Below are 24,610 nucleotides of genomic sequence, written 5' to 3'. Positions count from 1 at the left end.
CGCACTCCGGGCTGGGTCATGGCGAGTGCTGTGGCCCAGCCGTCTCGACTCCCCCACGCTGCGTCCACAACCAATAAAAACTCAAGCCAATCGCCGGCAGCCCCAGCGCAGCCGCGAGCAGAAAGAAGTTCCCAAAGCCCCAGCTATCAACCATCACGCCCGAATACCCGCTAAAGAACTTGCCTGGCAAGGTCATGATCGAACTGAATAACGCATATTGCGTTGCGGTGTGTTCGCTACTGGTAAGACTCGATAAAAAGGCGATAAAGGCCACGATGGCGAGGCCGCCACTGAGGTTATCCGCACTGATGACGATGCCGAGCGCGAACAAGTCCGGCGGGACGGTGCTGAGCCATGAGAACAGCAAATTGGTGCCAGAGACGCAGATGGCACCAATGCAGAGTATCGGCGCGACACCGTAGCGTGTGACGAGCAGGCCGCCAAGGAAGGAGCCGAGGATGGTCATGCCGAAGCCGAAGACCTTGGTCACGTTGGCGATGTCGGTCTTGCTGAAGCCCAGTTGCAGATAAAAGGGGTTGGCCATCGCACCCATGATGATGTCGCTGATGCGGTAGCAGCCCACCAGCAGCAGAATCAGCAGCGCCTGGTAGCGGTAGCGACGCAGAAAGTCGGCAAAGGGGTCGACGACGGCATGGGTCAGCCAGGCAACGGCACCACTGCCAGGCGCCAGGGTGGTACTCGGCCGACGCACGGTGGCCTGGTCGGCTATCAGCGTGACGCCCAGCAGGACGAAGGCCAGCGCAGCCATTGACTGGTAGGCAATCTGCCAGGAGAAGAACTCGGCGATATACAGCGCCCCTGCCCCACCTATCAACAGCGCGACGCGATAGCCGAACACATAGGCAGCAGACATCGCGGCCTGCATATTGTCTTCAGCCAGTTCGATGCGGTAGGCGTCGATGGCGATATCCTGCGTAGCGGAGGAGAAAGCGACGACAACGGCGAAGAAGGCGAGCAGCTCGAATTCGGTGGCGGGGTTCAGCACACTCATGGCCAGTAGACCAGCCCCGATGCCGATTTGCGCCAGCATGATGAAGCTGCGCCTCGGCCCGAACCAGCGGTGTAAAAATGGTATGCGAATCCGGTCGACCAGCGGCGCCCAGATGATCTTGATCGAATAGGTAATGCCGACCCAGCTGATGAAACCGATCGTGGTATTGGTCAGGCCGGCTTCAGTCAGCCAGGCCGTAAGCGTGGAGAACACGAGCAGGAACGGCAGGCCCGCAGAAACACCCAGCGCAAACAGGATGAGCACCGGTTTACTGGCATAGACCGACAGCGCGGCCCGCCAGGACTTCTCCTGAGGTATGTTCAATCGCGAAAGTTGGTGAAAGTCAGCGGTACCGGAATGTCGTCATTCCCACGCAACAGGCCCATCGCTTCCTGCAGATCGTCACGTTTCTTGCCGGTCACCCGAACCTGCTCGCCCTGTATCGAGGCCTGCACCTTCAGCTTGGCATCCTTGATGACCTTGACGATTTTCTTCGCGGTTGGCTGATCGATGCCCTGTTTCAGTGGATAACTACGGGTCATCTTGCGACCGGTACGATTGGTCGTGGACTCACCGAGGCTTCTGACGTCCAGTTTACGCTTGGTCAGGGCTGTGACGAGGATGGAAAACATCTGATCGACGTGGAAGCTTTCCTCGGCGGTGAGGTCCACGCTATTCTCGGTCAACTCGAAAGATGCATCGATGCCTTTGAAATCAAAGCGTCTTTCGAGTTCCTTGTTGGCCTGGTCGACGGCATTGGTCATTTCGTGTCGATCGAAGGTGCTTTCAATATCAAAACTCGGCACAGCTATTGTCCTCACTAGAATTTCTTTGAGATTCTACACGGAATCAAAGTCATGCGACTATACTTCCCGGAGCACGTCGCGAGCAGGATGCCATGCTCAGGGACAATCAAAACGACCTTAGCCATCAGAAGATCCTGCCTATGCCCAATCTAGACCTCGCCATCATGGTCGTCGACGACGCCAAATTCAGCAGTGCCATCATCGCCCGAACCCTGAAGAATGCCGGCTATCGCGACATTCGCATAGCCAATACCCCGCACGGCGGCGTGACCGCCCTGGAAACCCGACCTGCCAGCGTGCTCATCGCCGACTGGCTGATGCCAGAGATGGACGGCCTTGAGCTGGCAGACAGGGTTCGGCAGCTCGACGAAGCACAGAATCATTTTACCTATATCATCCTGCTCACCGCCCGGGAGGGTAATGACGCTCTGCTCGAGGCCTTCGATCGTGGCGTTGACGACTTCATTCACAAGTCGGACATGAACAAGCAGTTGCTGCCGCGTATCTATGCCGCCGACCGCACCTCTGAAATTCAGAATAATCTGCTGACCGCCAATCAGTTGCTGCTTGAGAATAACAATGAGCTACAGGCGAAGAATGGTCTGGACCTGCTCACCGGCATGCCCAACCATCGCATGGCCCACACCAGGCTAGCGGATTCACTGAAGCAGGCAGAAGCGCGCGGCGGCGCGTCCTGTATTCTGATGATTGGCATGCTCAACTGGCAGCAGCTGAAGCGACGGTATAGCGCCACGCTGCTGGATGAGTTGATCATCGGTGTGGCCAGACGGCTCAGACATCTCACCCGCCCACTGGACATGGTGGCTCGATTCAGTGAAAACCAGTTCGTGGTGATTAGTCAGTTCAATGATATCGAGCATTGCACATCGAGCTGTTTTCGACGCGTGCATGAAGGTCTGAACCTGAAGGCCTTCAAGACCAGCTCAGGGTTTGTGTCGATACAGGTAGGGACTGGTGGCGTGGCCATCGATGCGTCCACTCATATTCCTTCGGCAGATGTGATTGAGCAGGCCGCACACCGCCAGCTGGCGCACGCCTACGAGACCGGCACGCTATCGATGGTGCACTGGAAGGAAGTGGCGAAGCATTTTACTCAGGCGGAACAGTAACCTGCTGCTATTTCAGGCTTTTGAAATATACATTTACGTTTACTTACCGGCTGCTTGCAAAAGACGACATCAACACAACAGCATGAGTCGTCGATAGCCCTTATTATCTGAATCGTGGAGTTGAGTAGTATCCCACTTGGGGCAGAAGCAGATGAGTAGTCGCTTCAGCCTTTTTTTTCGCCTGAATTTTGATGGCGAAGCCTGTTTGACGAAAATGCTCGCCACTCAGTTCCCGCGTTACGCATGTTTACCAGCTGGACACTTAACTCCAACAGCAGCACAACGGAAGATACATGTGACCTCGCGTATTATCTCGAAAGTGGAATCAAGCAGTATCCACGGCGGAATCAAGTAGTATCCGTCGGGCAGAAGCAGATGAGTAGTCGCTTCTGCCTTTTTTTTGCCTGCGATTCAGCGCCGCCTTACTTGAGGTGGGCGTTCATCGTGATATCGGCGTTGAGCACCTTCGAGACCGGGCAATTCTTCTTGGTCGCTTCGGCTATTTCCTGAAACTGTCCATTGTCGATGCCAGGAATGCTGGCTTCGACATCAAGATGAACAGCAGAAATAGTAAAGCCACCATTGTCTTCGATGAGGCTGACCGTTGCCTTGGTATCGATGCTGTCTGCTGTAAAATCCTGCTTGCCGAGTTCGAGTGACAGGGCCATGGAAAAACAACCAGCATGGGCAGCGCCGATGAGCTCTTCAGGATTGGTGCCGGGTTTGCCTTCGAAGCGGGTATTAAAGCCGAAGGGCTGTTCACTCAACGCCTTACTCTCAGTGCTGATAGATCCCTTGCCTTCCTTGATTGGACCTGTCCAGTGCGCGCTTGCTGTTTTCTTGATAGTCATAATCGCTTCCCTCTTCATGATTGAACGTCTACTAGCGTACGCAGGCTAGCCGATAGGTGTTCACAGCGAGGGATATCCGGTGATGTCGCGGATGGATTTGTAAAGCGGCTGAAGCTGCTGATACATGCGCTTGTAGACCTCGGTATACAGACGCTCGTAAATGGCTACGGCTTCGCGTTGCGGCTCGAAGCGTTTGCCGACTCGGGTCATGCTGTCCATGGCACTTCGATGATCGGGGTAGATACCGAGCCCGACCATGGTATTGATGGCTGCCCCCAGGGCGGAGGTCTCGGCGGTGTGGGGGCGCTCTACTGGCAGGTCGAAAATATCGGCAGTGAGTTGGAGTGCTATATCACTCTTCGATCCGCCGCCAGACACACGTAAATACTGCAGCTTCGTACCCGAACGCTTCTCGATTTTTTCTCGGCCCTCCCGCAGGCCATAGGCCAGGCCTTCGAGGATGGCCCGATAGATATGCGCGCGGGTGTGAACATCCCCGAAGCCGATAATGGCGCCTTTGGCCTCAGGGCCAGGATCGCGAGCGCCTGGCGACCAGTAAGGCTGCAGGATCAGGCCCATCGAACCAGCTGGTATTTCGCTGATCAGCTTGTCCAATACAGACTCGGGGGCCACATCGAGCTCGTCGGCCAGGGCCACTTCTCGCGAACCAAACTCCTTCTTGAACCAGCTCACCATCCAGAAGCCGCGGTAGATGTTCACCTCGGTAGCAAACCTGCCTGGTACGGCAGCAGGATACGGAGGCATATGCCGTTCCACCTCCAGATAGCTGTCGCGGCAGGTGTTAATGGTGGCTGTGGTGCCGTAACTCAGGCAGCCTATTTCGGGTGTGTAGCCACCAGAGCCGAGAATTTCGCAGGCCTTGTCGCTGGCCGCCGCGAATACCGGCAGACCGGCAGGCAGACCCATTTCCTTGGCCTGTGCCGTCTGAAGATGCCCAAGCAGCTCACCTGGTTCGACAAGCGTCGGCAATTGCTCCGGCCGCACTGGTACCGCATGCCAGCGCCAGTCTCGCTGGCCCGCCCAGCGGCGACGCTTGAAATCAAAGGGTATGTAGCCCACCTGGGAGGCGATCGAGTCACGGAATTCGCCAGTGAGCTGACAGTTGAGCCAGGCTGATAACAGACCGAAGCGCTCAGTGCGCGCCCAGATGTCTGGTTCATGTTCTGCGATCCAGTTGGCCTGGGCTCGTTTGCAGAAACGTTCAATGGTGTGGCTGACACCCGCCAGCCTGAACAGCAGACGCCACTGCAGCGGCAACGTTCGGGTGGACGAGCATTCGCGCTGGTCGAGCCAGATGATGGCAGGGCGTAGCGCACCGCCCTGCGCATCCATGCAGACGACTGTACCGCGCTGCGTAGTCACGCTGAGGCCTTCGATCTGCGCCGGCTTTACCAGGCCGCTCTGCCAGACCTGCTGACAGGCAGACCGCAAGGCTTGCCAATAGACATCGACATGCTGCTCGGCCCAGCCTGGCTGGACAGAAAAATACGGATCGATCTCCTGTTTGCCGGATGCCACGACCTTTCCGGTCTCGTCGAACACGATGGCACGAACGCTTTGGGTACCATTATCGATGGCCATCACGTAGGTCACGCGGCGGCTCCTGACACTGTACCGCTGGCAGGCGAACTGGCAGAGGCAGCCTGGGTAGCGATGCTGAAGTAACAGCTATAGATATGATGATAGCGCTCGAGTTCGAGGCGCCACCGAGCGTCACCCCAATTCAGGTGCTGCTTGCAGAGTGGCTCGAGACGGTCGAACACTTCGGTGCCGCCATTGTCGAGCAGATTGCCCAGGCGGGTGCGACGCAACAGCAGATCGTCGAGGTGAAACACCGCCTCATGCTTGAGGGCCCATTCTAGTTCGCACCATTGGAAAGCAGTATTGCCGACGCTATCTGAAGACCCTTTCATCAGCAACGCGGCTGTACCATAACGCCCATAAAGGCGGCTCGCGCCGGCATCTAATATCGTGGCATCCGGCGAGTCGAAGATGGCTTGATCAGTTTTACCTGCCTGAATATCAGTGTATTTGGCAGCATGCGCGAGCGCATCCAGGGCAATCAGTCGGAAAGTCGTCAGTTTGCCGCCCGCTATGGTAATCAATCCATTGTCATCCCAGATGGCATGTTCGCGATTTTCCTTCGAAGGGTCGATGGCCTCACCGCTGGCGATGACCGGTCTCACGCCAGACCAACTTGAGATGATGTCGCTACGCGCCAGCTTGACGCCGGGGAACAGCGCATCGACGCCTGAAAGCATATAAGCGGTTTCGGCTTCGCTGATAGCGATATCGGTGGCATCTGTCCTCTGCAGGCTGGCGCTGTGATCGAGATCTGTCGTTCCAATCACAGTAGCGCCTTCCCACGGAAATACAAAAACAGGACGCTTGTCGACCGGATGAAAATAGCTCACTGAAAACGCGACCGGGAAGCGCCAGGCAGGCACTACAAGGTGACTGCCGCGCAGCGGCCGGATGGAGGCCTCATGCCCTTCGTGCATTCGCAGAGTATCGGCCCAGGCGCCGGTGGCACTGATGACCGTTTTCGCCCGGATCAGGAACGGCTTGTCGCTCTCCGCATCCGGGCTGGTATCGACTACCCAGGCACCTTCAATGCGCCCTTTCCCACCATTATGGCTATCTGCTCTGGCGACTGCCTGTACCTTGAGATAGTTGAAGGCCTCGACGCCGGACTGCTGGGCTTCGAAGAGCACACGCATGACGAGCCGGGCGTCGTCAGTGACCGCATCAGTGAACTGGGTCAGTGCCGACAGGCCTTGCTGTTTCAGATTCGTGGCCAACATACCCTGCTCGGCCGCCGACCATTGTCGGTGGCGCATCGCCTTCACATGCTGTCGCTCTGCACCCTGCTGCCGTGCCGCGGAACGGGCAAAGCGGTCGTAGACATGCAGCAATTTGTCGAACAGCCAGGCGGGTGGGAACTCGCCCTTGTAGTGCGCCATGAGAAACTGCAGAGGCTCGACCAGTCCGGCAGCTTCCACCAGCATGCGTTCGCGTTCGGAGACAGATTCGCGAGCCAAGCGCAGCTGACCGCTGCCGAGATAACGCAAACCGCCATGAACCATTTTTGAAGATTTGCTCGAGGTGCCCCAGGCAAAATCGTGCTGCTCACAAAGAATCGCTGAGCAGCCCGCGCGTGCAGCTTCCCGCAGTACACCTGCGCCTGTGATGCCACCACCAACGACAAGAACGTCGACAAGCGGAGGGCTGGCACGCCAGGCGGCCAGGGTCTTGCGGCGCGTCTCTGTCGACCAGTGTTTCATGTCAGTCTCCTGCCAGCTGTTCAGGGAGACGCACACCAGGCGCGTCGGCCAGCAGGGTGCCGGGATTGAGCAGGCCAGCAGGATCGAAGTGCTTCATGACCGCCTCAATGGCGTCCATGGCCACCTCACCCTTCTCTGCCGGCAGATACGGCGCATGATCCTTGCCGACACCATGCTGGTGGCTGATGGTGCCACCATACTCGACGATAATGGCCGATGTGCTGTGCTTCAGTTTCGCCCAGGTCTTCAGGGTGTCTTCGTAGCTGCCCGCACACGGAAACACGTAGGTCGTATAGATCGAGCAGCCCTGGCTGTACACGTGAGAAAGATGGGTGAACACGTGCGCTTTCGGACCTGCCGTTCGAAGGTTGTCCTCGATGGCGTTGAGCAGCCGGTCGACATTGCGCCAGTTGGTCGCAGTCTCGAGTGTGTCCACCACGTACCCCTGCTTCCACAAGGCCTCGCGCAGATAGGGCATCATGAAGCGCTTCTCAGCCCACTTGCGACCCAGCAGTTCACCGGTCGACACGGCGTTAAAATCGCTAAGCACATGCTTGAGCTGTTGCTTGACAGCGCTCACTTGTGCCCGGCTCCCGGTGACACCGAGGGTCATCATGCACTTGCCTTCGCTGGCTCCACGCCAGCCCAGATAGCGCTCCAGCCAGGCGATCTGCCCCGGATGCCCGGCGAGTGCGAGCTGGGTTTGCGTTTCAACGGCATTCGAGACGCGCAGCATGGAGAGCTGGGTTCGGCTTTGCACCAGGGCCCGAGCAGCATCACGGGCCTTGTTCCAGTTCGGCAGGAAAAAGGCGAGAAAAGTCTCTTTCTCTGCCAGGCGGGTCACCCTGACCTTGACCTCCGTCAGGATCCCCATGCGACCTTCACTGCCCAGACACCACTCGCGCAGATCGGGTCCGGCTGCCGAGGCCGGAAAGGCCGGTATGTCCAGCGCTTTGCCGTCGCCACGCAGCAGTTCCAATCGGCCACCAGCGAATAGCTGCTCAATCCGACCATAACGCAGAGATTGCTGGCCGCTGGATCGGGTGACGACCCAGCCACCAAGCGTAGAGAGTTCGAAAGACTGCGGAAAGTGGCCCAAGGTGAAGCCTTTTGCACGAAGCTGAGCTTCGAGATGCGGGCCTGCAACACCTGCTCCGAAAGTCGCAACCTGGCTCTCTTCGTCGAGATCGAGCAGGCTATTCATGCGCGAGAGCGAGATCGTCAATATTGGCCTGGCGGAATCTTCCACCGGATTGATATGCCCTGCGACGCTGGTGCCGCCACCGTATGGAATCACCACGATATCGTGACGAGCGCAGTGCACCAACAGTTTTCGCACTTCGGGGCTTGAGCGGGGGAAGGCCACGGCGTCGGGAAAGGCACCGAAGTCGCCGCTGCGCATGGCGAGCCAGTCAGCGAGACTCTGCCCTCGGGCGTGACGGATGCGTGTCTCGGCGTCATGTGAAACCTCCACTCCAGTCGCATCGGCGATGCCCTGCAGGCGTGATGGCGGCACGTGCGCTTTCACGGTGTCCAGCGTGGCATCCGCCAGTGGCTGGCCAGATCCAATGCGCTCGCCGAGAAAGCTCAGACCCTGTGCAGGCAGATCCATAGAGGTCGCGGTATCGCCCCACCCGTTCCATCGTCGCATTGCAGTCGCTCCAGTCTTGTTGTCGAGATGCTGCATCCTAGCGCATTTCAAGTTTTAGTCAGTGTCACTTACGGACAGGCCAGTGTATCATTTTGCGACATCGCCACACTGAAGACATTATTAGAGCCTTCCGATGAGCACAGCTCGCATCACCTCAGCGCAGGCACCAGGCCTGGTTTCGCGCCCAGCCGCCCTGCAATATCTGCTGGCGGCAGGGGCCATGGGACTGGATACAGCTCGCGCCTGCCAGGCTGCCGATCTCGCCTTCGATGAGGTGCTCGACAAATCCGGCGGTATGCTGACGGGCGTGCAGCTTGCGCTGATTCTGCAGGACCTTTTGCTGCAATCTGGCGACCCCTTGCTGGGCCTCAAGAGTGGGGCATTCGTGCAGCCAGGCAGCTATTCCGCGCTTGGCTACATCCTCATGAGCTGTCAGACGTTAGGCCAGGCCGTGCATCGAATCTCACCCTACGAAAAGCTGGTTGGCGATATGGGCACGACACATCTGCTGACCGGCATGGCGCTGCAGCCACTTGCTAATAGGCTGCCGGCTTCCGAGACCCCGCTACTTGGCGTGGAGTGGCGCTGTAGCTACACCGTCCCGGTGCTTCGGCAGCTGATGGTAGATAATGTCTTTGCTTCGTGGACTCAGTATGCGCGCTGGCTGGCCAATGCGGCCACTTTGATGCCTCAGGCGGTGCTGCTCACAAGGCCGAAACCCGACGCGGGAGAATGCTTACGCTACGAAGAAGTGTTTGGTAAAACACTGCGCTTTGGAGCGGAGATCGATTGCATCGTCATTCGAACCAGTGACTTGTCGCGCCCTCTGCGGCAACCCGATGAAGGCCTGCTGCAGACGCTCGAGCGACATGCAGAATTGCAACTCAAAGGTCTGGTGAGTAAATCGCGCGGTCGGAGCGCCATCGACAGTCCGCAAGCTGACGGTTTTGTTCGACTGGTTGAGGCCGCAATAGCCGACGCGCTGGCACTTGGCTCCGTGGATCAGACATTGATAGCCACTCAACTGGGTGTGACGGCACGCACACTGCAGCGCAGACTCAGCGCAGAGGGCGCGCGCTTCAGCCACTGTGTGGAACGGGCTCGAATTACCGAGGCCTGCCGGTTGCTTGAAGAAAACAGCTCAGAATCCCCAATGAGCGTAGCTGAAATCGCCGCACGCCTGGGGTATCAGGAACCACGGTCACTGCACCGGGCTTTTCGCCGTGTCAAAGGCATGACGCCGGGTGCCTGGCGCGAACAGAACAGGCATTGCTAAGCTCAGTCCTGCTTCAAACCTCGCGGCCCGAATACCCCCTCCGTCTCGAGCGCCCTGATCTCTTCTTCTGCCAGACCATGCGCCTTGAGAACCGCGAGGGTATCTTCGCCGAGCGCAGCCCCAGTGTAAGCCGGTTGAGGCCGCCCACGATCTTCCCCCTGTTGCATGACAACGGCGGGTGCGAGCTGACGCGAGAGATTGCCACTGGTTCTGTCTTCGACTTCCACGAACATCTCGCGCTCTTCGAACAGAGAATGTCTTGCAGTTTCGTCCAGTGTCAGTACGGGCTCGACACAGGCATCTACCTCCGCAAACACCTTGATCCAGTCTGCCTGCGTTCGGGTCAGAAAAATGTCTCGCAATGCGGAGCGACTCTTTGTCCGGTCTTCAGGACGCTGACTCACCATGGTCGGCACCAGCTGGCGAATATCGAGCGCTGCGCACAGTGCCTGCGCAAACTGTGGCTCGAGTGCGCCGGCTGACATGTAGCGGCCGTCTGCAGTTTCAAAGTAATTGTAGGCACCGGCACCATTGAGCGCATCGCTCTCCAGGTCGGGCACCGCACCACCGGCCAGCACTGCCGCCATGCTCATGTGATTCAGCGTGAGCGCCGCATCGGTCATCGAGACATCCAGATGCACACCTGCCCCTGTCCGCTGGCGATGAATGACTGCAGCGAGAAGATTCATGACTGCCTGGTGCGAGCCGCCGGCGACATCGGCGATCTGGATACCGCTTACCGCAGGACCTTCGCTAGCATGGCCACTATAAGAACTGATGCCGGCGAGTCCAAGATAATTGATATCATGCCCGGCACGCTGGCTGAATTGACCATACTGACCGTAACCCGTGATCGAGCAATAGATGAGCTCGGGCCACTGTTCACTCAAGGCCTGATAGCCGAGTCCGAAACGGTCCATGACCCCTGGCCTGAACTGCTCCACGATGATGTCGTACGCTTCGAGCAACTTTTTCACCACCGACACAGCGCCCGGCTTCTTCAGATCCAGCGCCAGGGAGCGCTTGCCACGATTGAGATAGGCGTGCGCGGCCGAGCCATCGCCCTGCCTGGGCGGAAGCAGCCTGAGAAAGTCCGGACGGGTGGGTGACTCGATCCGCAGCACATCGGCGCCGAGGTCAGCCAGCATCATCGTGGCGCAGGGCCCAGGCAGCAGTGTGCTGAAATCGAGAATCTTCAATCCTTCGAGCAGTCGGAATCCAGTCTTTCCCTGAGCCATCTGAGTTGCCTTCGTTTTATTCATTCATGTTTTTGAAAGGCTGGATGCTACCGCCTGGCCGCCCCCATCGCCAATGATCGATTTGACCAGTCGCTGTGATGAAAATGGTAATTGCACTTCGTACAGCGTACGTTCATACTGTTCAGTCAACACTAAACAAAGCGAATACATTGAGTGACCCAGTCCCAGGACACCGCCATCTCCGAATTCATCGAGCGCCTCGGCATGGTAACGCAGGCCGATGGCCTGTCCCGAATTGCTGGTCGAATTCTCGGCTTTCTCATCATCCACGGTGGCCCGTTCAGCTTCTCTGAACTGGCGCAGCGGCTGCAGGTGAGTCGCGGCAGCATCAGCACCAATACCCGCCTGCTGGAGACCATCGGCGTAATAGAACGGGTGTCCATGCCTGGAGATCGGCAGGATTATTTCCAGATCAGAAACAAACCGTATGACGAGCTGTTACGGGGTTCGATCCTGCGCTTGCGCAAGGCGCGTGAAGTGGTGCTGACGGCTGAAAAGGATATTCCCGATTCGCTCGACGCTGCCCACATGCGGCTGAAGGAACTACGGGAGTTCTACGAAATGTTGATCGTCAATACGGAAGCCATCGTTGGCAAAGAGAGTACACAGTCATGAAACAGTCGCATGTCATTGCCCTGCTGGCCACGGTGGCCCTGGTGGTCTGGATGGGCATCGGAGTGCTCTCGCCTTCGCAGGGTTCCGAGCCAGTTGCAGCAAGCGAGCGCAGTAGGACTGACGAGACCCGTCAGTCGCAGATGCTGGTGGAAACACGAACACTGAATGCGGAAGAGATCGAGCGGACGATCCTGTCGCTCGGTCAGGTCGAACCGGATCGCAACGTGACTATCCGCAGCGATCTCGAAGGCCGTATTACAGAGGTGCCGGTAGCCGCCGGCACACGTGTGAAGGCTGGCACTATTATCGCCCGGATGGACAACAGTGAGTGGGCTGCGGCGCTGGACAAGGGTCAGGCCGTCTTCAACGAGCGCAAGGCTGCCTGGGAACGGCTCAAGCAGCTGAGCGACAAGGGTTATCAGTCGCGCAATCTCATCGATGAAGCCTATTCAGCCTATCAGGTCGCCGAGGCCGAGTTGGCCATACTCAGACGCAATCTTCGCAATACGGACATTCTAGCCCCCTTTGATGGCGTTATTGATCATCGTGCTGTCGAAGTCGGCGATTTCGTCACGGTCAATGGAGAAATTGCCACCTTGGTCGACAACGACCCACTTCTGGTCACCGCGCAGATATCACAGAGCGATGTGGATGATATTGAAGTCGGGAGTGTGGCAAAGGTCGATTTCCCAAACGACAGGACAGCTGAAGGCAAGGTGCGATTCATAGCCACTCAGGCGGCCGAGGCAACGCGAACCTTCCGCGTCGAGATAGAGATTCCGAATCCAGAGCTGACGCTGCGATCAGGCACCAGTGCCGAGGCCCGCATTCCCACTGGCACCGTGACGGCACACTTCGTATCGCCTGCCCTGTTGACGCTGGACGACAGTGGTCGAATCGGCATCAAGACCGTGGACGCGAAAAACGTGGTCGAGTTTCATCCAGTCACGGTCGAGCTGACTGAAACTGGGGGCATCTGGGTCAGCGGTCTGCCAGCAAGGGCTGAGGTCATTGCAGTGGGCCAGGGCTTCGTCCGTGAAGGCGAAACTGTGCGCATCGGCACCAGAGCACCAGATGACAAGCCGGCAGAAGCGCCACTGCCTGCGATCGCCGCACAATGAATGCCCTGATCGATGCCGCGTTCAGTCGCGGTCGAACCGTCATCATGCTCTTCGTCATCATCCTCGGTGCGGGCGCAGTAGCCTACTTTGGCATTCCCAAGGAGTCGGAGCCGGACATACCGATTCCGACCATTTATGTGTCTGTCACCCATGAAGGTATTTCGCCCGGTGATGCCGAACGCTTGCTGGCCAAACCTCTCGAGAAGGAATTGCAGACGCTCGAGGGTCTGAAGGAAATGCGTGCCACCGCGGCCGAGGGCTATGCCTCGGTGACGCTCGAATTTGACGCGGGTTTCGATGCTGACAAGGCCTTGCAGGACGTGCGTGAAAAGGTTGACCTGGCCAAGGTCGAACTTCCAAGTGATAGTGATGAGCCCCGAGTCACTGAAATCAACACTGCTCTGTTTCCGGTGCTCACGGTTGTGCTCTCAGGCCAGGTGCCGGAACGGACCCTGGTCACCCTGGCGCGCGATCTGAAAGACAAGGTCGAATCACTGGCCGGCGTCCTGGAAGTCGATATCGGTGGCGACCGTGAAGAAGTACTGGAAATCATCGCCAATCCTTCGGTCATGGAAACCTACAACATCTCCTATAACGATGTCTTTACTCTGGTGCAGCGTAACAACCGGCTCGTGGCGGCTGGCGCACTCGATACCGGTGCAGGCCGCATGGTGCTGAAAGTGCCCGGTCTCATCGAGGACCTCGAAGACGTGTTGAGCCTGCCAATCAAGGTATCAGGCAATACAGTCGTCACCTTTCGCGACGTCGCTGATATTCGTCGCACCTTCAAGGATCCCGACAGCTTCGCCCGCGTAGGTGGCGAACCCGCGCTGGTGCTGGAAATCTCCAAGCGCAGCGGTGCAAACATCATCGAGACAATTGCTGAAATCCGCGCGCTTATAGCGTCCGAGCAGTTAGCCTGGCCCGAAGGGCTCAGCGTCAGCTTCCTGCAGGATAAGTCCGAACAGATCAAGACCATGCTCGGCGACCTTGAGAATAATGTCATTACCGCCGTCGTACTGGTCATGATCGTAATTGTCGCGGCACTGGGTGGTCGGCCCGCCATACTGGTTGGGCTGGCCATTCCAGGCTCATTTCTCGCGGGCATGCTGGTGCTGGATGCGATGGGCATCACTCTCAACATCGTGGTGCTGTTCAGTCTCATTCTCGTCGTGGGCATGCTGGTTGACGGCGCCATCGTGACCACAGAGCTGGCCGACCGACGCATGGCAGAAGGGGCTGACCGTAAGGAGGCCTATGCCTTCGCCGCCAAACGCATGGCCTGGCCGATCATTTCCTCTACAGCCACAACGCTCGCTGTATTCATCCCGCTGGTATTCTGGCCTGGTATCGTCGGCGAATTCATGAAGTTCCTGCCGATTACGGTGCTCATCACGCTGGCTGCCTCTATCGCCATGGCACTGATATTCATTCCAGTGCTTGGCGGCATGATTGCCAGGCCCATGGATAGCAGGGACCTGAAAAGCGGCGATCCGGTCGAAGACGCGCGAGGGTTTACCCGCAGATACCTGAACGTCGTGGCCACGCTGCTGCGACACCCGGCCAAGACGCTCGTGACAGCAATCCTGATTACCGTGGGCACCTATGTCGCGTACGGCAGCTTTGGTCGCGGTGTCGAGTTCTTTCCCAGCACCGAACCAGACTTCGCCCAGGTGCAGGTGCAGGCGCGCGGAGATCTCTCGGTGCTCGAGCGCGACGCGCTGGTGCGTCAGGTGGAATCACGCCTGCTCGAAGTGCCTGAGCTGAAGACTGTCTATGCACGAACTATTGGCGGCGGCGCCCAAGGCGGCCAGAATCGCACAGCAGACACCGTTGGCGTGATTCAGATCGAGTTCATCGACTGGTCGGTGAGAGATCCTGCCGAAGTCATCATCCCTCGTCTGCGCGAGCTGGTGGCGGACATTCCCGGTATCGTGATTCAGGTCAGGGAGCAGGAATCGGGGCCTTCTGGGGGTAAGCCTGTGCAGATGGAAGTCAGCGCACGCGATCCCGCCCTGCTCGAAGCCTCTGTCGTGAAGCTGCGAGGGCTGCTTGATGAACTCGGTGGCTTTGAAGACATCGCCGATAACCGTGCCCTGCCAAGCATCGAATGGCAACTCCATGTCGATCGTGCCAAGGCGGCGCTCTATGGCGCCGATGTTGCGCTACTCGGTGACGCCGTGAAGATGCTGACGACGGGCATACAGCTGGCCGAGTACCGACCGGACGATACCGATGATGCTGTCGATATTCGTCTGCGCTTCCCGCTCGACGAGCGCAATCTGGAACGCATCAAGCAGCTGCGGGTGCCGACCGCTGACGGCCAGATACCTGTCAGCAATTTCCTGACGCTGCAACCAGCACAGAAGACTGGCGCACTCAGTCGAACAGACGGCAGACGGGTCATGACCATCGAAGCGGATGTCGCCCCCGATCTGTTGCCTGACCAGCAGGTACAGAGAATCAGGGCGGCGCTGGCCGACGTCGGACTCGACCCTGCTGTCCAGGTGACCTTCAAGGGGCAGGATGAGGATCAACGGGAAACATCCGCCTTCCTCGGTACTGCCTTCCTGACGGCCATGTTCCTGATGATCACCATACTGGTGACACAGTTCAACAGCTTCTATCAAACGGCACTCGTGCTCAGCGCTATTGTTTTCTCGACGGCTGGCGTGCTGCTGGGACTCATGGTCATGGGTCAGCCTTTCGGTATCGTCATGGGTGGGATCGGCGTGATCGCGCTGGCTGGTATCGTGGTGAACAACAACATCGTGCTCATCGATACCTTCAACGACCTCCGCAAGGCTGGCATGGCTGCGAGAGAAGCCATCATGCAGACGGTAGCTGAGCGTATGCGCCCAGTATTGCTGACCTCTGTGACGACGGTGCTGGGGCTGCTGCCGATGGTGTTCGCGATGAACATCGATCTCATCGGCCAGAACATCAGTTTCGGCGCTCCGTCGACGCAGTGGTGGGTGCAACTGTCCAGTGCGATCGCGGGCGGGCTGACACTCGCGACCATGCTGACACTGCTGCTGACGCCCTGTCTGCTCATGCTCGGTGAGAATGTGTCTGCTGCGCGCGCTCGTCGACGTGAACAGCGTGAGCGCTCGAGACTGGCGCTGCAACAGGACCAGGCCTGATCGTGTCTCCGGAGGGGTGCCGCGCTTCCCTCAACATGGCATGATGGCTAACTTTCTTATGGCACTGGATCAGCATGACGGAAAATACAATGGATACGCTCAGTATCCCCAACGTCTTCGTCAGGGGCGTCCTCAGCGGCGCCGAGCAATCCGGCGTGGACCCGGTCCAGCTGCTGTCTGCGGCTGGCATTTCGGCGGAAGTACTACGTAACCCGCTTGCCCGGGTTGACGCCACACGCTATGCCCGTCTGGTGCGCCAGGTCTGGCTCGAGCTGGAAGACGAATTCATGGGCCTGGCTGGCGTTCGCAGCAAGCCAGGCACTTTTGCCATGATGTCTTTGCTGGCCATACGCTCGCGTACGATAGGTGGCGTTATGCGCCGCTCAGAGCAGTTTTACGGCCTTTTCGACAACCCGGTCGTTATGCACTTCGAAGCGCAGCTGGCAGAGCCTGATGAAGGCCTGGCAGCACTGACCTTGCGAACAGCCCAGCCACTCAGGGATCCTCAGCACTTTTTCCAGGAGTCCTTGCTGGTGATCTGGCATCGTTTCAACAGCTGGCTCATTGGTCAGCAAGTGCTGCTTGATCGCGTAGAGTTCGATTATCCTGCGCCAGCCCATGTGAAGGAATACCAGCAGATTTTCAACTGCCCGCTACACTTCGACTGCCCGGCGACCCGCATCGTCTTCCAGCAGCGTTTTCTTAATTTCCCCGTTATCCGCGACGATGCCGAGCTACGAGAATTTCTCATCACCTCCCCCGCGGACCTGCTGGCAAGACCTGCCGATAATCAGTCCTACCTCGCGCGGATACGCAATGTGATCGGCCGTGACCTGAGCGCCTCCCTGCCCGACTTCGAGTACGTTGCGGAACAGCTCCACCTGAGCCCGCAGACGCTGCGCAGACGTCTGCGGGAGGAGAACACCTCGTATCAGGAGATCAAGGACGACCTGCGGCGGGACGTGGCCATCTATCACCTGTCGCGGCCTGACTTTCCGATCAATGAAATTGCCTATCAGGTCGGCTTTACGGAGGCCAGCACGTTTCACCGCGCCTTCAAGAAATGGACTGGACTGACGCCTGGCGCGTATCGTGAAGCTGCCCTGGCGAAACGCAAGGATTCCGAATGACCATCTGGACTGCTCGATGAAGAAAAATATGGGGTTGGAAGACAAGGCCTTTCTGCTATTGCTCATCCTGGTAACGATAGCCTTCGGCATGGTGCTGAAGCCTTTTTTCAGCGCGATACTCTGGGCGGTACTGCTGGTCATCCTGTTCATACCCATGCACCGGAAGATACTCAAGTTCATGGGTGAGCGGCGTATTCTCGCAGCACTCACGACGCTCCTGGTGGTCAATCTCATTTTCATTATCCCGCTCGCCCTGATCGTGACGGCCCTGGGGGTCGAAGCGAATGCCTTCTATGAGCGTATTCAGTCCGGCAACCTGGATGTGCAGACCGTTACGGACCAGGTCACGCAGAAATTCCCCTTTGTCGAAACAGCTGCCGGCTGGTTCAATCTCGACCTCAGCAATATCGAATCACAGATCAACGAAGCCGGACTCAAGGCGAGCCAGTTCATCGCCAAGCAGGCTGTGAGCGTGGGCCAGAACACCTTCACCTTCAGCCTCAATTTGGTGCTCACCGGTTATCTGGCGTTCTTCCTGCTGATAGATCACCAGCGACTCATCCGCATTCTCATCTGGGTGTTGCCACTCGGCGATGACCGCGAGCGAATGCTATTCAGGAAATTTACGGAAGTATCACGGGCGACCATCAAGGGCAATCTGGTCGTCGGTGCCGTCCAGGGCACTCTGGGCGGCCTGATCTTCTGGATACTGGGCATACAGGGGCCCTTCCTCTGGGGCGTGGTCATGGCCTTCCTGTCATTGCTACCAGCTGTCGGGGCTGCGCTGATCTGGGCGCCTACCGCCATCTTCCTGGCGCTCAGCGATCAGGTCGTCCCTGCCATCATACTGGCGCTGTATGGCTTCTTCGTGATCGGCATGGCAGATAATGTGCTGCGTCCCATACTCGTCGGCCGCGACACCAAGCTGCCGGATTACATTGTGCTACTGTCGACGCTTGGTGGACTGGCACTCTTCGGCATCAATGGTTTCGTCATCGGGCCTGTGATTGCCGCCCTGTTTATCGCTTTCTGGCAGATTTTCACTATTGAGTTCAACGACAGCGCAGCGGATACCTTTGATGAGCAGGAGCTGATCACTGAGGCCGAAGCGAAAGCCGAGGACCACGGCCATGAGGGCACGCATCTCGATGCCGCTCCGCTCGATGCTGAATTGGAACCGCTTGATCATGAACCAGATCGATCATCCGATAGACAGGGCGCCCCAAAGCCGCCCTTGTGAGGCTTATCCCTGGGACGAGGTTGTCAGGCCGGCGAACTGGTAGATTTCTTCGCCTTCTGACGATAGAGCCGTTCGTCCGCGAGTTTGAGTAACTTGCGTCCGGTGGGCTCGACGATACTGGTGGTGGCTGCGGTGCCTATCGATGCCTTGACCGGTATTCGATGGGTGCCGTGGATGAGCGGGTTTTCACGAAAACACTCGCAGATCCGCTCAGCGATCAATGCGGCACCCTCTTCGTCCTGGTTAGGCAGCAGTATGACGAATTCATCACCGGCAAAGCGGAAGGCCAGGTCGGTTTTTCGCAGCGCCAGAACCAGAAGATTGGCCAGGTGCTGCAGGTACTGGTCGCCCGTTTCGTGACCGTACTCATCATTGATCTTCTTGAAGTCATCGCAATCGAGAAAAGCCAGCGCCAGGGGTGAGCCGTGACGATGCACCCGCGAAATTTCATGCTCCAGCGTTTCCTCCATTTCGCGCCGATTGCGTAAGTGCGTCAGAGGATCACGTGTTGCCAGGAACTCGATCTTCTCCCGAGCCACTACAGAGCTCAGACAGAGCGATACTTTCACAGCGAGCTGGTGCAGGAAAAAGGCTTCCTTGCCTGCCTGATAGCGCTCTTCATCATATGCCCCCAGATTGAGGCTACCGGCGAGACGGCCATCGAGCAGCAACGGTAGCGAAGCAATCGAGCGCAGCGCAGGCCGCAGGCGATGCGGGGTCAGTGGCCGGAAGCGAGAGAGATCGCAATGATCCAGCACCGGCTCTCTGGCGCCCTTCAAAGCGGCGTGAAAATCGACAGCCGCGACACTACGCCAATGGGCACCGAGCTTTTCACTTCTTTCGAGCGTCGAGCGGATGCACTGAGTAGCGGGCTTATCGATGATGGCATACCAGACTTCGTCTATGCCGAAATGTTCGCGCAGATGAGCGTGCAGCAGTTCCAGAAAGTCCTGAACACTCGAAATGTTGAGTATCGCCACTTCAAGGTTGAACATGCGGCGAGCGATATCCTCGTTCTTCCGCGCGTGTGCGATCAGTGCTTCGAGTTGACTCATCTGTTGGCTACCGTTCACAGTCTCTACTCTGTCTGTTCAACTACTCGGTGCCGGGATGATTCCGACCGACCGCCATCTGGTAATTTCTTTACAATTATGGTGAACAAGTAAACATAAGCAAATGACATACAAGGCATCTTGAGGTTTTTTTACAATGGGGCTTGACCTTGTCCCCATCGGCCTTTAGTATACGCCCTCCTCTGACGCGGGGTGGAGCAGTCTGGTAGCTCGTCGGGCTCATAACCCGAAGGTCGTAGGTTCAAATCCTGCCCCCGCAACCATATTTAATAATGACTTAGGCTGATCGAAAGATCGGCCTTTGTTGTTTCTGCTCCAGGCAAATAATTACTGTCCGCTTCGCAGCAAGCGCCCATATTCGGGGCTTTCCGATATCGTGTTATGCCCGGTTCCGGCAACGATACTGAGTTCGGCCACTCCAGGCCGAAAAAACTCCAGCAATGTCTTGGTATTCGATAAGGGAATGATCTCATCGTGCTCGGCAGTGATGAGCAAGGTAGGTACCGCAATTTTCGGCGCGTAGGCAGATGATTCGTACTTGTCCTGCAGGAGCCAGCGCACAGGCAACCAGGGGAACTGCTGCTGGGCGATGGCCATGATACTGTCGAACGGCGTCACGAGCACCAATCGGGACACCGGACGCTGACTGGCCAGATAGGTAGCCACGCCGCTTCCCAGACTGCGTCCCATGACGACGACATGCTCATACTTCGCGTGGACTTCGTCGAATAGCATGAGTGCATCAGCGAAAAGTGCCGCCTCCGAAGGCTTACCTTCACTCCCGCCATAACCGCGATAATGCATCAGATGAATGGCATGCCGAGGAAAGCTGGCCGCGAGATCTGGCAGGCTATAGACCACATTTTCCGCATTGCCACCAAAGTAGATCAGCGCCTTGCGCCCGTCCCGCGGGCGAACCGTCACGTGAATGTCCGCTCCCCTGGCTGGCAGGATCATCAGATTGGTCCCGGCGGGTCGAACCGAAACTTCCGGCTGCGGAAAGTAGATCAACGATCGCTGGAAGACGTAGAGAGAGATACAGACTCCGGCGTACACGAGCACGATAAAAGTCAGAAAACTGGTCATGCCACGCCGCCAGGGCGCAATGTATTGCTTCTCAGGCACATTCGGGCTCCAGGTGGTGATATGACAAGCAGCGCTTCGTCCTGATAGTACGCCGGTCCTGGTAGCTACGAAACCGCGCGCCAACCCACAGCCAACGAACAGGAGCCCCATGCTCGATTTTAAACACGTTTTCAAACTGGCTGGCAAACAGCTGGTCGGTACTACGATGTTCCTGGCCACCCTCTCACTGGAACCGGCTGCGGCAAGCGCGCCATGGCCTGACTTTGCCGCAATCAATCTGAACAAGGAACCTGTTCAGAGTAGCTCGCTGATTGGACAACGGACGATAGTCATCGTGACACCATCAGAAGAAGCCGCCGACTCGACCCAGCGCTGGGTCGAAGCGCTTCGAAGTGAGGTGGAGGAGGATGCCTTCCGGGTGCGAACGCTCATTACACTTGACCTGCCGTTCTTCGTCTCCGTGGAAGCGGCCGTGGGTGATGCGAAAGAAGTCGTTCCCGAGGAGTTCCATGACCAGACCTGGATTCTGGACTCCGACGTGCTTGAAGATGCCATCGGCGTCGAGCGGGGAAGCTCACGAGCCGCAGTCATCATTCTCGACAGCCAGGGCAACATGGTTGAACTGTCTCACGGACCACTGACCGAGGAGCGCTTGCAGACGGTTGTAAAGGCAGCCCGGGCACTCAACCAGTAAATCAGATCACTTCAGCAAGAGGGGATGGACTAAAAACCCGCCCTCCTCATACCCAAATGATATTACAGAATGTAACTATTTGTTTCAGATTGTTTGACAGTTCAAAGTTTTTTGCGATGGCATGACAGACCATGCAGCTCCGCTCAACTAGGACATGCCGTCATGATCAATCAGCATCTAACTTCGACCGTGAGTCCCCTCGCAGTAATTCGCGTGGCCAGCCTGTCTCTGTTTATGGCTGCCACGACCTCGATCATTCTTTTTCAATCTGCCTACGCCAATACTGAGCCTAAACCAGCAGCTGAAATAGTTGGGGATCAGAGCGGCCTCGTTCTCAATGGTTTCGCCACTCGCAAATTCCTCTTCATGGTCGACGTCTATGTTGGTTCGCTGTATGTGGAGCGAAAGTCACGAGACCCCCGGGCGCTCATGAGTGCCGACGAGCATCGTGTCATGCAGTTCGACCTGCTCAGAGATGTTCGTGGGCGTCGCATTGCCAACGCTTTTTATGAAGGCATGCAGCTCAACGTCAGTCCAGAGAAAATTCAGTCGCTCGAGCCACAGATCAGTCAGCTGCTGACCATGTTTGATCAGAAACTGGAAACTGGCGACACGGCCATCGTCGAGTACATACCTGAAGTCGGCACACGCGTGGTTCTGGCTGGTCAGGAGAAAGGCGTCATTCCTGGAAAAGAATTATTCGACGCAATCCTCTCGATCTGGATTGGCGAGTATCCAGTCAGTGAGACGTTCAAGGAAGGCATTCTTGGGATGAAAAGCTAGCTCTCCATCGCCTGGAAATGAAGGGGCAAACTATTCACACACGAGGCGCCGGACCTGTTGGCGATCCGGTCCTCGGGTGACGGCCTGCTCCGTTAAACTACTGCTCCAATAGAATCTCTACACGGCGGTTCTTCGAGCGACCAGCGTCAGTATCATTAGTGGCGACAGGGAACTGCTCGCCCATACCTTTAGTAGTCATTCGACTCGCCTCAACCCCATTTTCAAGCATTGCGTCTCTCACGGCATTGGCACGCTCTTCCGAAAGCTTCTGGTTGAACTCTTCAGAGCCGATTGAGTCCGTAAAGCCCTCGATGACAAGACTCACCTTCGGATTCTTGTTGATGAATTCGGCAAGCTTTTTCATGGTGCGCTCGGCTCCATCCTTCAATTCGGACTTTCCGAATTCGAACAGAATATCCTGCAGCGTCAGTAGCGTGCCTCGATCGGTCTGCTCGGCCTTGACGTTCTCGAGCTCTGCCGACAGCGCCATGGCCTGATCGGCAGCCAGTTGAGCTTCAAGACGGGCCTGTTCAACCTCTTCACGCGCCAACTGAGCTTCCTGCTGTGCCTTTCTGCGTGCCTCTTCTGCTTCCTGCGCTCGTCCTTGAGTAGACTTCAGATCTTCCCGGGCTGCAGCAAGACGAGCCTCCTGGGCATCCAGTCTCAGCTGATTGCGCTGTTCTGCGAGAGAATTGACTTCCTGTCGCTTCTCACCAATTTCAGTGCGGGCGCGAGTGACTTCTGCCTGCTTCTGCGCCAGGAAAAGCACATGTTCGTATTCGCGATCATCGCCATCGGACCAGCTTGATTGTGCGCGCTGCGTGAGGTTTTCCAATTCATCCAGCTGCACCGCCGCAGTTCTCACCGTAGTGGGATTGCTCTGGAACGACTTCAACTGGCTTTCAAGATTCTGCAACTCATCGGGTTTCGTCTGCTGCCCTGCGCAGGCCTGGAGTAGCATGAAACCCGCTGCAATCGGCAGGACTCGTATCTTCCTCATCTGAATGCTCATTCGCTGGCTCCTCCGCTATTGGCATTGATTTCGCGCTTGAGATCCTTGATGGCTGCGCGTACTTCCTGAACGGTCTTGTCTTCGCGAGCGAGCTCTGATTTGGCAACAGCGTAATCGGCTTCCATCTCTGCTTTTTCAAGCAGGCGTCTGGCTTCGAGGTTATCTTCTTTGGCTAATGCCTGACGAGCCGCAGTGAGGTGCTGTTCGGCATTCTTGATTTCTACAGGCGCGTACTGATAGGCCTCGTTGTTCTTCGCTTCGCTGATACGGGACTCAGCCAGCACGAGCTGGCGATCAGGCTTGGGCGCCGAGGCACATGCACCAAGCACGCCTACGCAGAGGCCGACCGTTAGCCAGCGGGATATTATTGTTCGCTTCATACAAACCTCTATGACAGAACTGAATCGGCATCATCTATGGAGAAATTTTGGCTGTTAACACTTCACGCCGCCCCAAGGATGATGAATGGAGTAACTTATGAACGTCCCTGTTTGACAAACGTTCTACTGCTTCATGACATACAAACTATAGACCAACTGCAGAATTACCAAGCATTTCAGGCGTTAAAAAGATCTTCTTAATGCTCTTACTAACGTAATTCTTGTAAACCTTACAGCCAAAAGGCCTAAAGGCGATACATGTCGCTCTTTTCCGTCAGTCTTCCTCAATACTGTACGTAAACCTTTGAGCGGAAAGATCTATTCTTGCTCTGTTTGCCCGGCCAGCAGCGCTTCCAGCTGCATGACGATGAGCTGCTTCAGGCAGGCGACCAATGTAGTGCGCATCGGTTCTTCGGTATTTACGGCAAATCGGAGGGCGCTTCCGGCCGCTTCACACAACAGCACACCGACCGCCAGCAAGTGCTGTCGATCCAGTTGTGGATAACGCACAGCCATCGTAGCTGAGAATATACTGGCGTATGGAGGGTATCGTCCCGATCCAGCTGACTGAGCGCTGGCTCAGACTGAAAGCCGGCCCACAGTGCTGGGAACCCTGGCTCTTCGCGGTAGAAATGGAAGGCTGCATCGACGGTTCGATCGACAGCTACAGGCAGCGGGCTACGGTTTTGCATGCAACCTTGCCAGGCTTCGAATAGCCTGGCTTCGAAGCGCTTGTTGAATTGCTCGCCAAGCCCCTTGAGTATGGACGCCTTGTTGGGGAAATATTGATAGAGCGAACCGATCTGCACCTTCGCCCGACGAGCGATATCCCGCATGACCAGGCCTTCAGTGCCGCGTTCGATGAGCAGCATGGTGGACACGGCAAGTATGGCCTCCACCCTCGCCTGGCTCCGTTGTTGCACCGGCTTCCGCCCTTCGCCTGAACGACCCATCGGCTCTCCCTCGTGAAAATGACGCCCGCACGCTTCGATCGTTCCTGATTATTTTGCGTATAAGCAGCTTTAATCATATCATTTCAAAAA

General features: G+C 57.2%; 21 protein-coding genes and 1 tRNA gene. 10 read left to right on the top strand and 12 right to left on the bottom strand.

Features of this window, described 5'->3' with window-relative positions; all coding sequences use genetic code 11:
* Nucleotides 1–16: 16 nt before the first annotated feature.
* Both ABD735_RS02305 and ABD735_RS02300 read right to left on the bottom strand, forming a co-directional pair.
* Nucleotides 17–1,336 (bottom strand): AmpG family muropeptide MFS transporter, encoded by a 1,320-nt coding sequence (locus ABD735_RS02305; protein ID WP_344802879.1) that lies wholly within the window; start codon nucleotides 1,334–1,336, stop codon nucleotides 17–19.
* The gene (locus ABD735_RS02300; RefSeq protein ID WP_344802877.1) at nucleotides 1,333–1,818 is read right to left on the bottom strand and encodes a YajQ family cyclic di-GMP-binding protein; all 486 of its coding nucleotides are present in this window, start codon (nucleotides 1,816–1,818) and stop codon (nucleotides 1,333–1,335) included. The genes ABD735_RS02305 and ABD735_RS02300 overlap by 4 nt, the downstream gene beginning before the upstream one ends.
* 140 nt (nucleotides 1,819–1,958) lie before the next feature.
* On the opposite strand from ABD735_RS02300, the gene ABD735_RS02295 reads away from it, so the two are divergent.
* Nucleotides 1,959–2,948, top strand: coding sequence for a response regulator (locus ABD735_RS02295; RefSeq protein ID WP_344802875.1), 990 nt, complete (start codon nucleotides 1,959–1,961; stop codon nucleotides 2,946–2,948).
* 422 nt (nucleotides 2,949–3,370) lie between these two features.
* Here ABD735_RS02295 and ABD735_RS02290 read toward each other — a convergent pair whose 3' ends face one another.
* From ABD735_RS02290 to ABD735_RS02275, 4 genes are all read right to left on the bottom strand, one after another.
* Nucleotides 3,371–3,793, bottom strand: a complete 423-nt coding sequence (locus ABD735_RS02290) for an OsmC family protein (RefSeq protein WP_425548571.1) — start codon at nucleotides 3,791–3,793, stop codon at nucleotides 3,371–3,373.
* A 66-nt stretch (nucleotides 3,794–3,859) separates the two neighbouring features.
* Nucleotides 3,860–5,413, bottom strand: coding sequence for an FGGY-family carbohydrate kinase (locus ABD735_RS02285; RefSeq protein WP_344802871.1), 1,554 nt, complete (start codon nucleotides 5,411–5,413; stop codon nucleotides 3,860–3,862).
* Nucleotides 5,410–7,104, bottom strand: a complete 1,695-nt coding sequence (locus ABD735_RS02280) for a glycerol-3-phosphate dehydrogenase/oxidase (RefSeq protein ID WP_344802869.1) — start codon at nucleotides 7,102–7,104, stop codon at nucleotides 5,410–5,412. The genes ABD735_RS02285 and ABD735_RS02280 overlap by 4 nt, the downstream gene beginning before the upstream one ends.
* A gap of 1 nt (nucleotide 7,105) precedes the next feature.
* Complete coding sequence (locus ABD735_RS02275) at nucleotides 7,106–8,755, bottom strand: FAD-binding oxidoreductase (protein ID WP_344802867.1); 1,650 nt, start codon at nucleotides 8,753–8,755, stop codon at nucleotides 7,106–7,108.
* 133 nt (nucleotides 8,756–8,888) lie between these two features.
* Between ABD735_RS02275 and ABD735_RS02270 the strand changes: the two genes are divergently transcribed.
* Nucleotides 8,889–10,031, top strand: a complete 1,143-nt coding sequence (locus tag ABD735_RS02270; RefSeq protein ID WP_344802865.1) for an AraC family transcriptional regulator — start codon at nucleotides 8,889–8,891, stop codon at nucleotides 10,029–10,031.
* A gap of 2 nt (nucleotides 10,032–10,033) precedes the next feature.
* On the opposite strand, the gene ABD735_RS02265 is transcribed toward ABD735_RS02270, so the two are convergent.
* The gene (locus ABD735_RS02265; RefSeq protein WP_344802863.1) at nucleotides 10,034–11,269 is read right to left on the bottom strand and encodes a CaiB/BaiF CoA transferase family protein; all 1,236 of its coding nucleotides are present in this window, start codon (nucleotides 11,267–11,269) and stop codon (nucleotides 10,034–10,036) included.
* 174 nt (nucleotides 11,270–11,443) lie between these two features.
* Between ABD735_RS02265 and ABD735_RS02260 the strand changes: the two genes are divergently transcribed.
* The 5 genes from ABD735_RS02260 to ABD735_RS02240 all read left to right on the top strand — a co-directional run bounded on the left by ABD735_RS02260 (nucleotide 11,444) and on the right by ABD735_RS02240 (nucleotide 18,539).
* Nucleotides 11,444–11,905: a GbsR/MarR family transcriptional regulator gene (locus tag ABD735_RS02260; RefSeq protein ID WP_344802861.1), complete on the top strand. Its 462-nt coding sequence runs from the start codon at nucleotides 11,444–11,446 to the stop codon at nucleotides 11,903–11,905.
* Complete coding sequence (locus ABD735_RS02255; RefSeq protein WP_344802859.1) at nucleotides 11,902–13,026, top strand: efflux RND transporter periplasmic adaptor subunit; 1,125 nt, start codon at nucleotides 11,902–11,904, stop codon at nucleotides 13,024–13,026. The genes ABD735_RS02260 and ABD735_RS02255 overlap by 4 nt, the downstream gene beginning before the upstream one ends.
* On the top strand, nucleotides 13,023–16,169 hold the full coding sequence (locus ABD735_RS02250) for an efflux RND transporter permease subunit (protein ID WP_344802857.1): 3,147 nt from the start codon (nucleotides 13,023–13,025) through the stop codon (nucleotides 16,167–16,169). Before ABD735_RS02255 ends, ABD735_RS02250 begins: the two co-directional genes overlap by 4 nt.
* Nucleotides 16,170–16,258: 89 nt before the next feature.
* Nucleotides 16,259–17,299, top strand: coding sequence for an AraC family transcriptional regulator (locus ABD735_RS02245; RefSeq protein WP_344802855.1), 1,041 nt, complete (start codon nucleotides 16,259–16,261; stop codon nucleotides 17,297–17,299).
* 16 nt (nucleotides 17,300–17,315) lie between these two features.
* Nucleotides 17,316–18,539, top strand: coding sequence for an AI-2E family transporter (locus ABD735_RS02240; protein ID WP_344802853.1), 1,224 nt, complete (start codon nucleotides 17,316–17,318; stop codon nucleotides 18,537–18,539).
* A gap of 23 nt (nucleotides 18,540–18,562) precedes the next feature.
* On the opposite strand, the gene ABD735_RS02235 is transcribed toward ABD735_RS02240, so the two are convergent.
* Complete coding sequence (locus ABD735_RS02235) at nucleotides 18,563–19,594, bottom strand: GGDEF domain-containing protein (protein ID WP_344802851.1); 1,032 nt, start codon at nucleotides 19,592–19,594, stop codon at nucleotides 18,563–18,565.
* A 204-nt stretch (nucleotides 19,595–19,798) separates the two neighbouring features.
* On the opposite strand from ABD735_RS02235, the gene ABD735_RS02230 reads away from it, so the two are divergent.
* A tRNA-Met gene (locus ABD735_RS02230) sits at nucleotides 19,799–19,875 on the top strand.
* A 64-nt stretch (nucleotides 19,876–19,939) separates the two neighbouring features.
* Here ABD735_RS02230 and ABD735_RS02225 read toward each other — a convergent pair.
* Nucleotides 19,940–20,737: an alpha/beta hydrolase gene (locus tag ABD735_RS02225; RefSeq protein ID WP_344802849.1), complete on the bottom strand. Its 798-nt coding sequence runs from the start codon at nucleotides 20,735–20,737 to the stop codon at nucleotides 19,940–19,942.
* 109 nt (nucleotides 20,738–20,846) lie between these two features.
* On the opposite strand from ABD735_RS02225, the gene ABD735_RS02220 reads away from it, so the two are divergent.
* Together ABD735_RS02220 and ABD735_RS02215 are read left to right on the top strand one after the other, a co-directional pair.
* Nucleotides 20,847–21,392: a hypothetical protein gene (locus ABD735_RS02220; RefSeq protein ID WP_344802847.1), complete on the top strand. Its 546-nt coding sequence runs from the start codon at nucleotides 20,847–20,849 to the stop codon at nucleotides 21,390–21,392.
* Nucleotides 21,393–21,554: 162 nt separating this feature from the next.
* Entirely contained in the window at nucleotides 21,555–22,175 is a 621-nt protein-coding gene (locus ABD735_RS02215) for a chalcone isomerase family protein (RefSeq protein WP_344802845.1), read from the top strand.
* 97 nt (nucleotides 22,176–22,272) lie between these two features.
* Here the strand turns inward: ABD735_RS02215 and ABD735_RS02210 are convergent, their stop codons facing one another.
* From ABD735_RS02210 to ABD735_RS02200, 3 genes are all read right to left on the bottom strand, one after another.
* Nucleotides 22,273–23,187, bottom strand: a complete 915-nt coding sequence (locus ABD735_RS02210; protein ID WP_344802843.1) for an OmpA family protein — start codon at nucleotides 23,185–23,187, stop codon at nucleotides 22,273–22,275.
* Complete coding sequence (locus ABD735_RS02205; protein ID WP_344802841.1) at nucleotides 23,184–23,567, bottom strand: DUF4398 domain-containing protein; 384 nt, start codon at nucleotides 23,565–23,567, stop codon at nucleotides 23,184–23,186. The genes ABD735_RS02210 and ABD735_RS02205 overlap by 4 nt, the downstream gene beginning before the upstream one ends.
* A gap of 419 nt (nucleotides 23,568–23,986) precedes the next feature.
* Nucleotides 23,987–24,520, bottom strand: coding sequence for a TetR/AcrR family transcriptional regulator (locus ABD735_RS02200; protein WP_344802839.1), 534 nt, complete (start codon nucleotides 24,518–24,520; stop codon nucleotides 23,987–23,989).
* Between the last annotated feature and the right edge of the window lie 90 nt (nucleotides 24,521–24,610).

The sequence above is a fragment of the Allohahella marinimesophila genome (genome assembly GCF_039538005.1).
GTDB lineage: Bacteria > Pseudomonadota > Gammaproteobacteria > Pseudomonadales > Oleiphilaceae > Allohahella > Allohahella marinimesophila.
The sequence above is the reverse complement of the archived record's forward strand: the minus strand, read 5'-3'. Positions and strand labels throughout refer to the sequence as shown.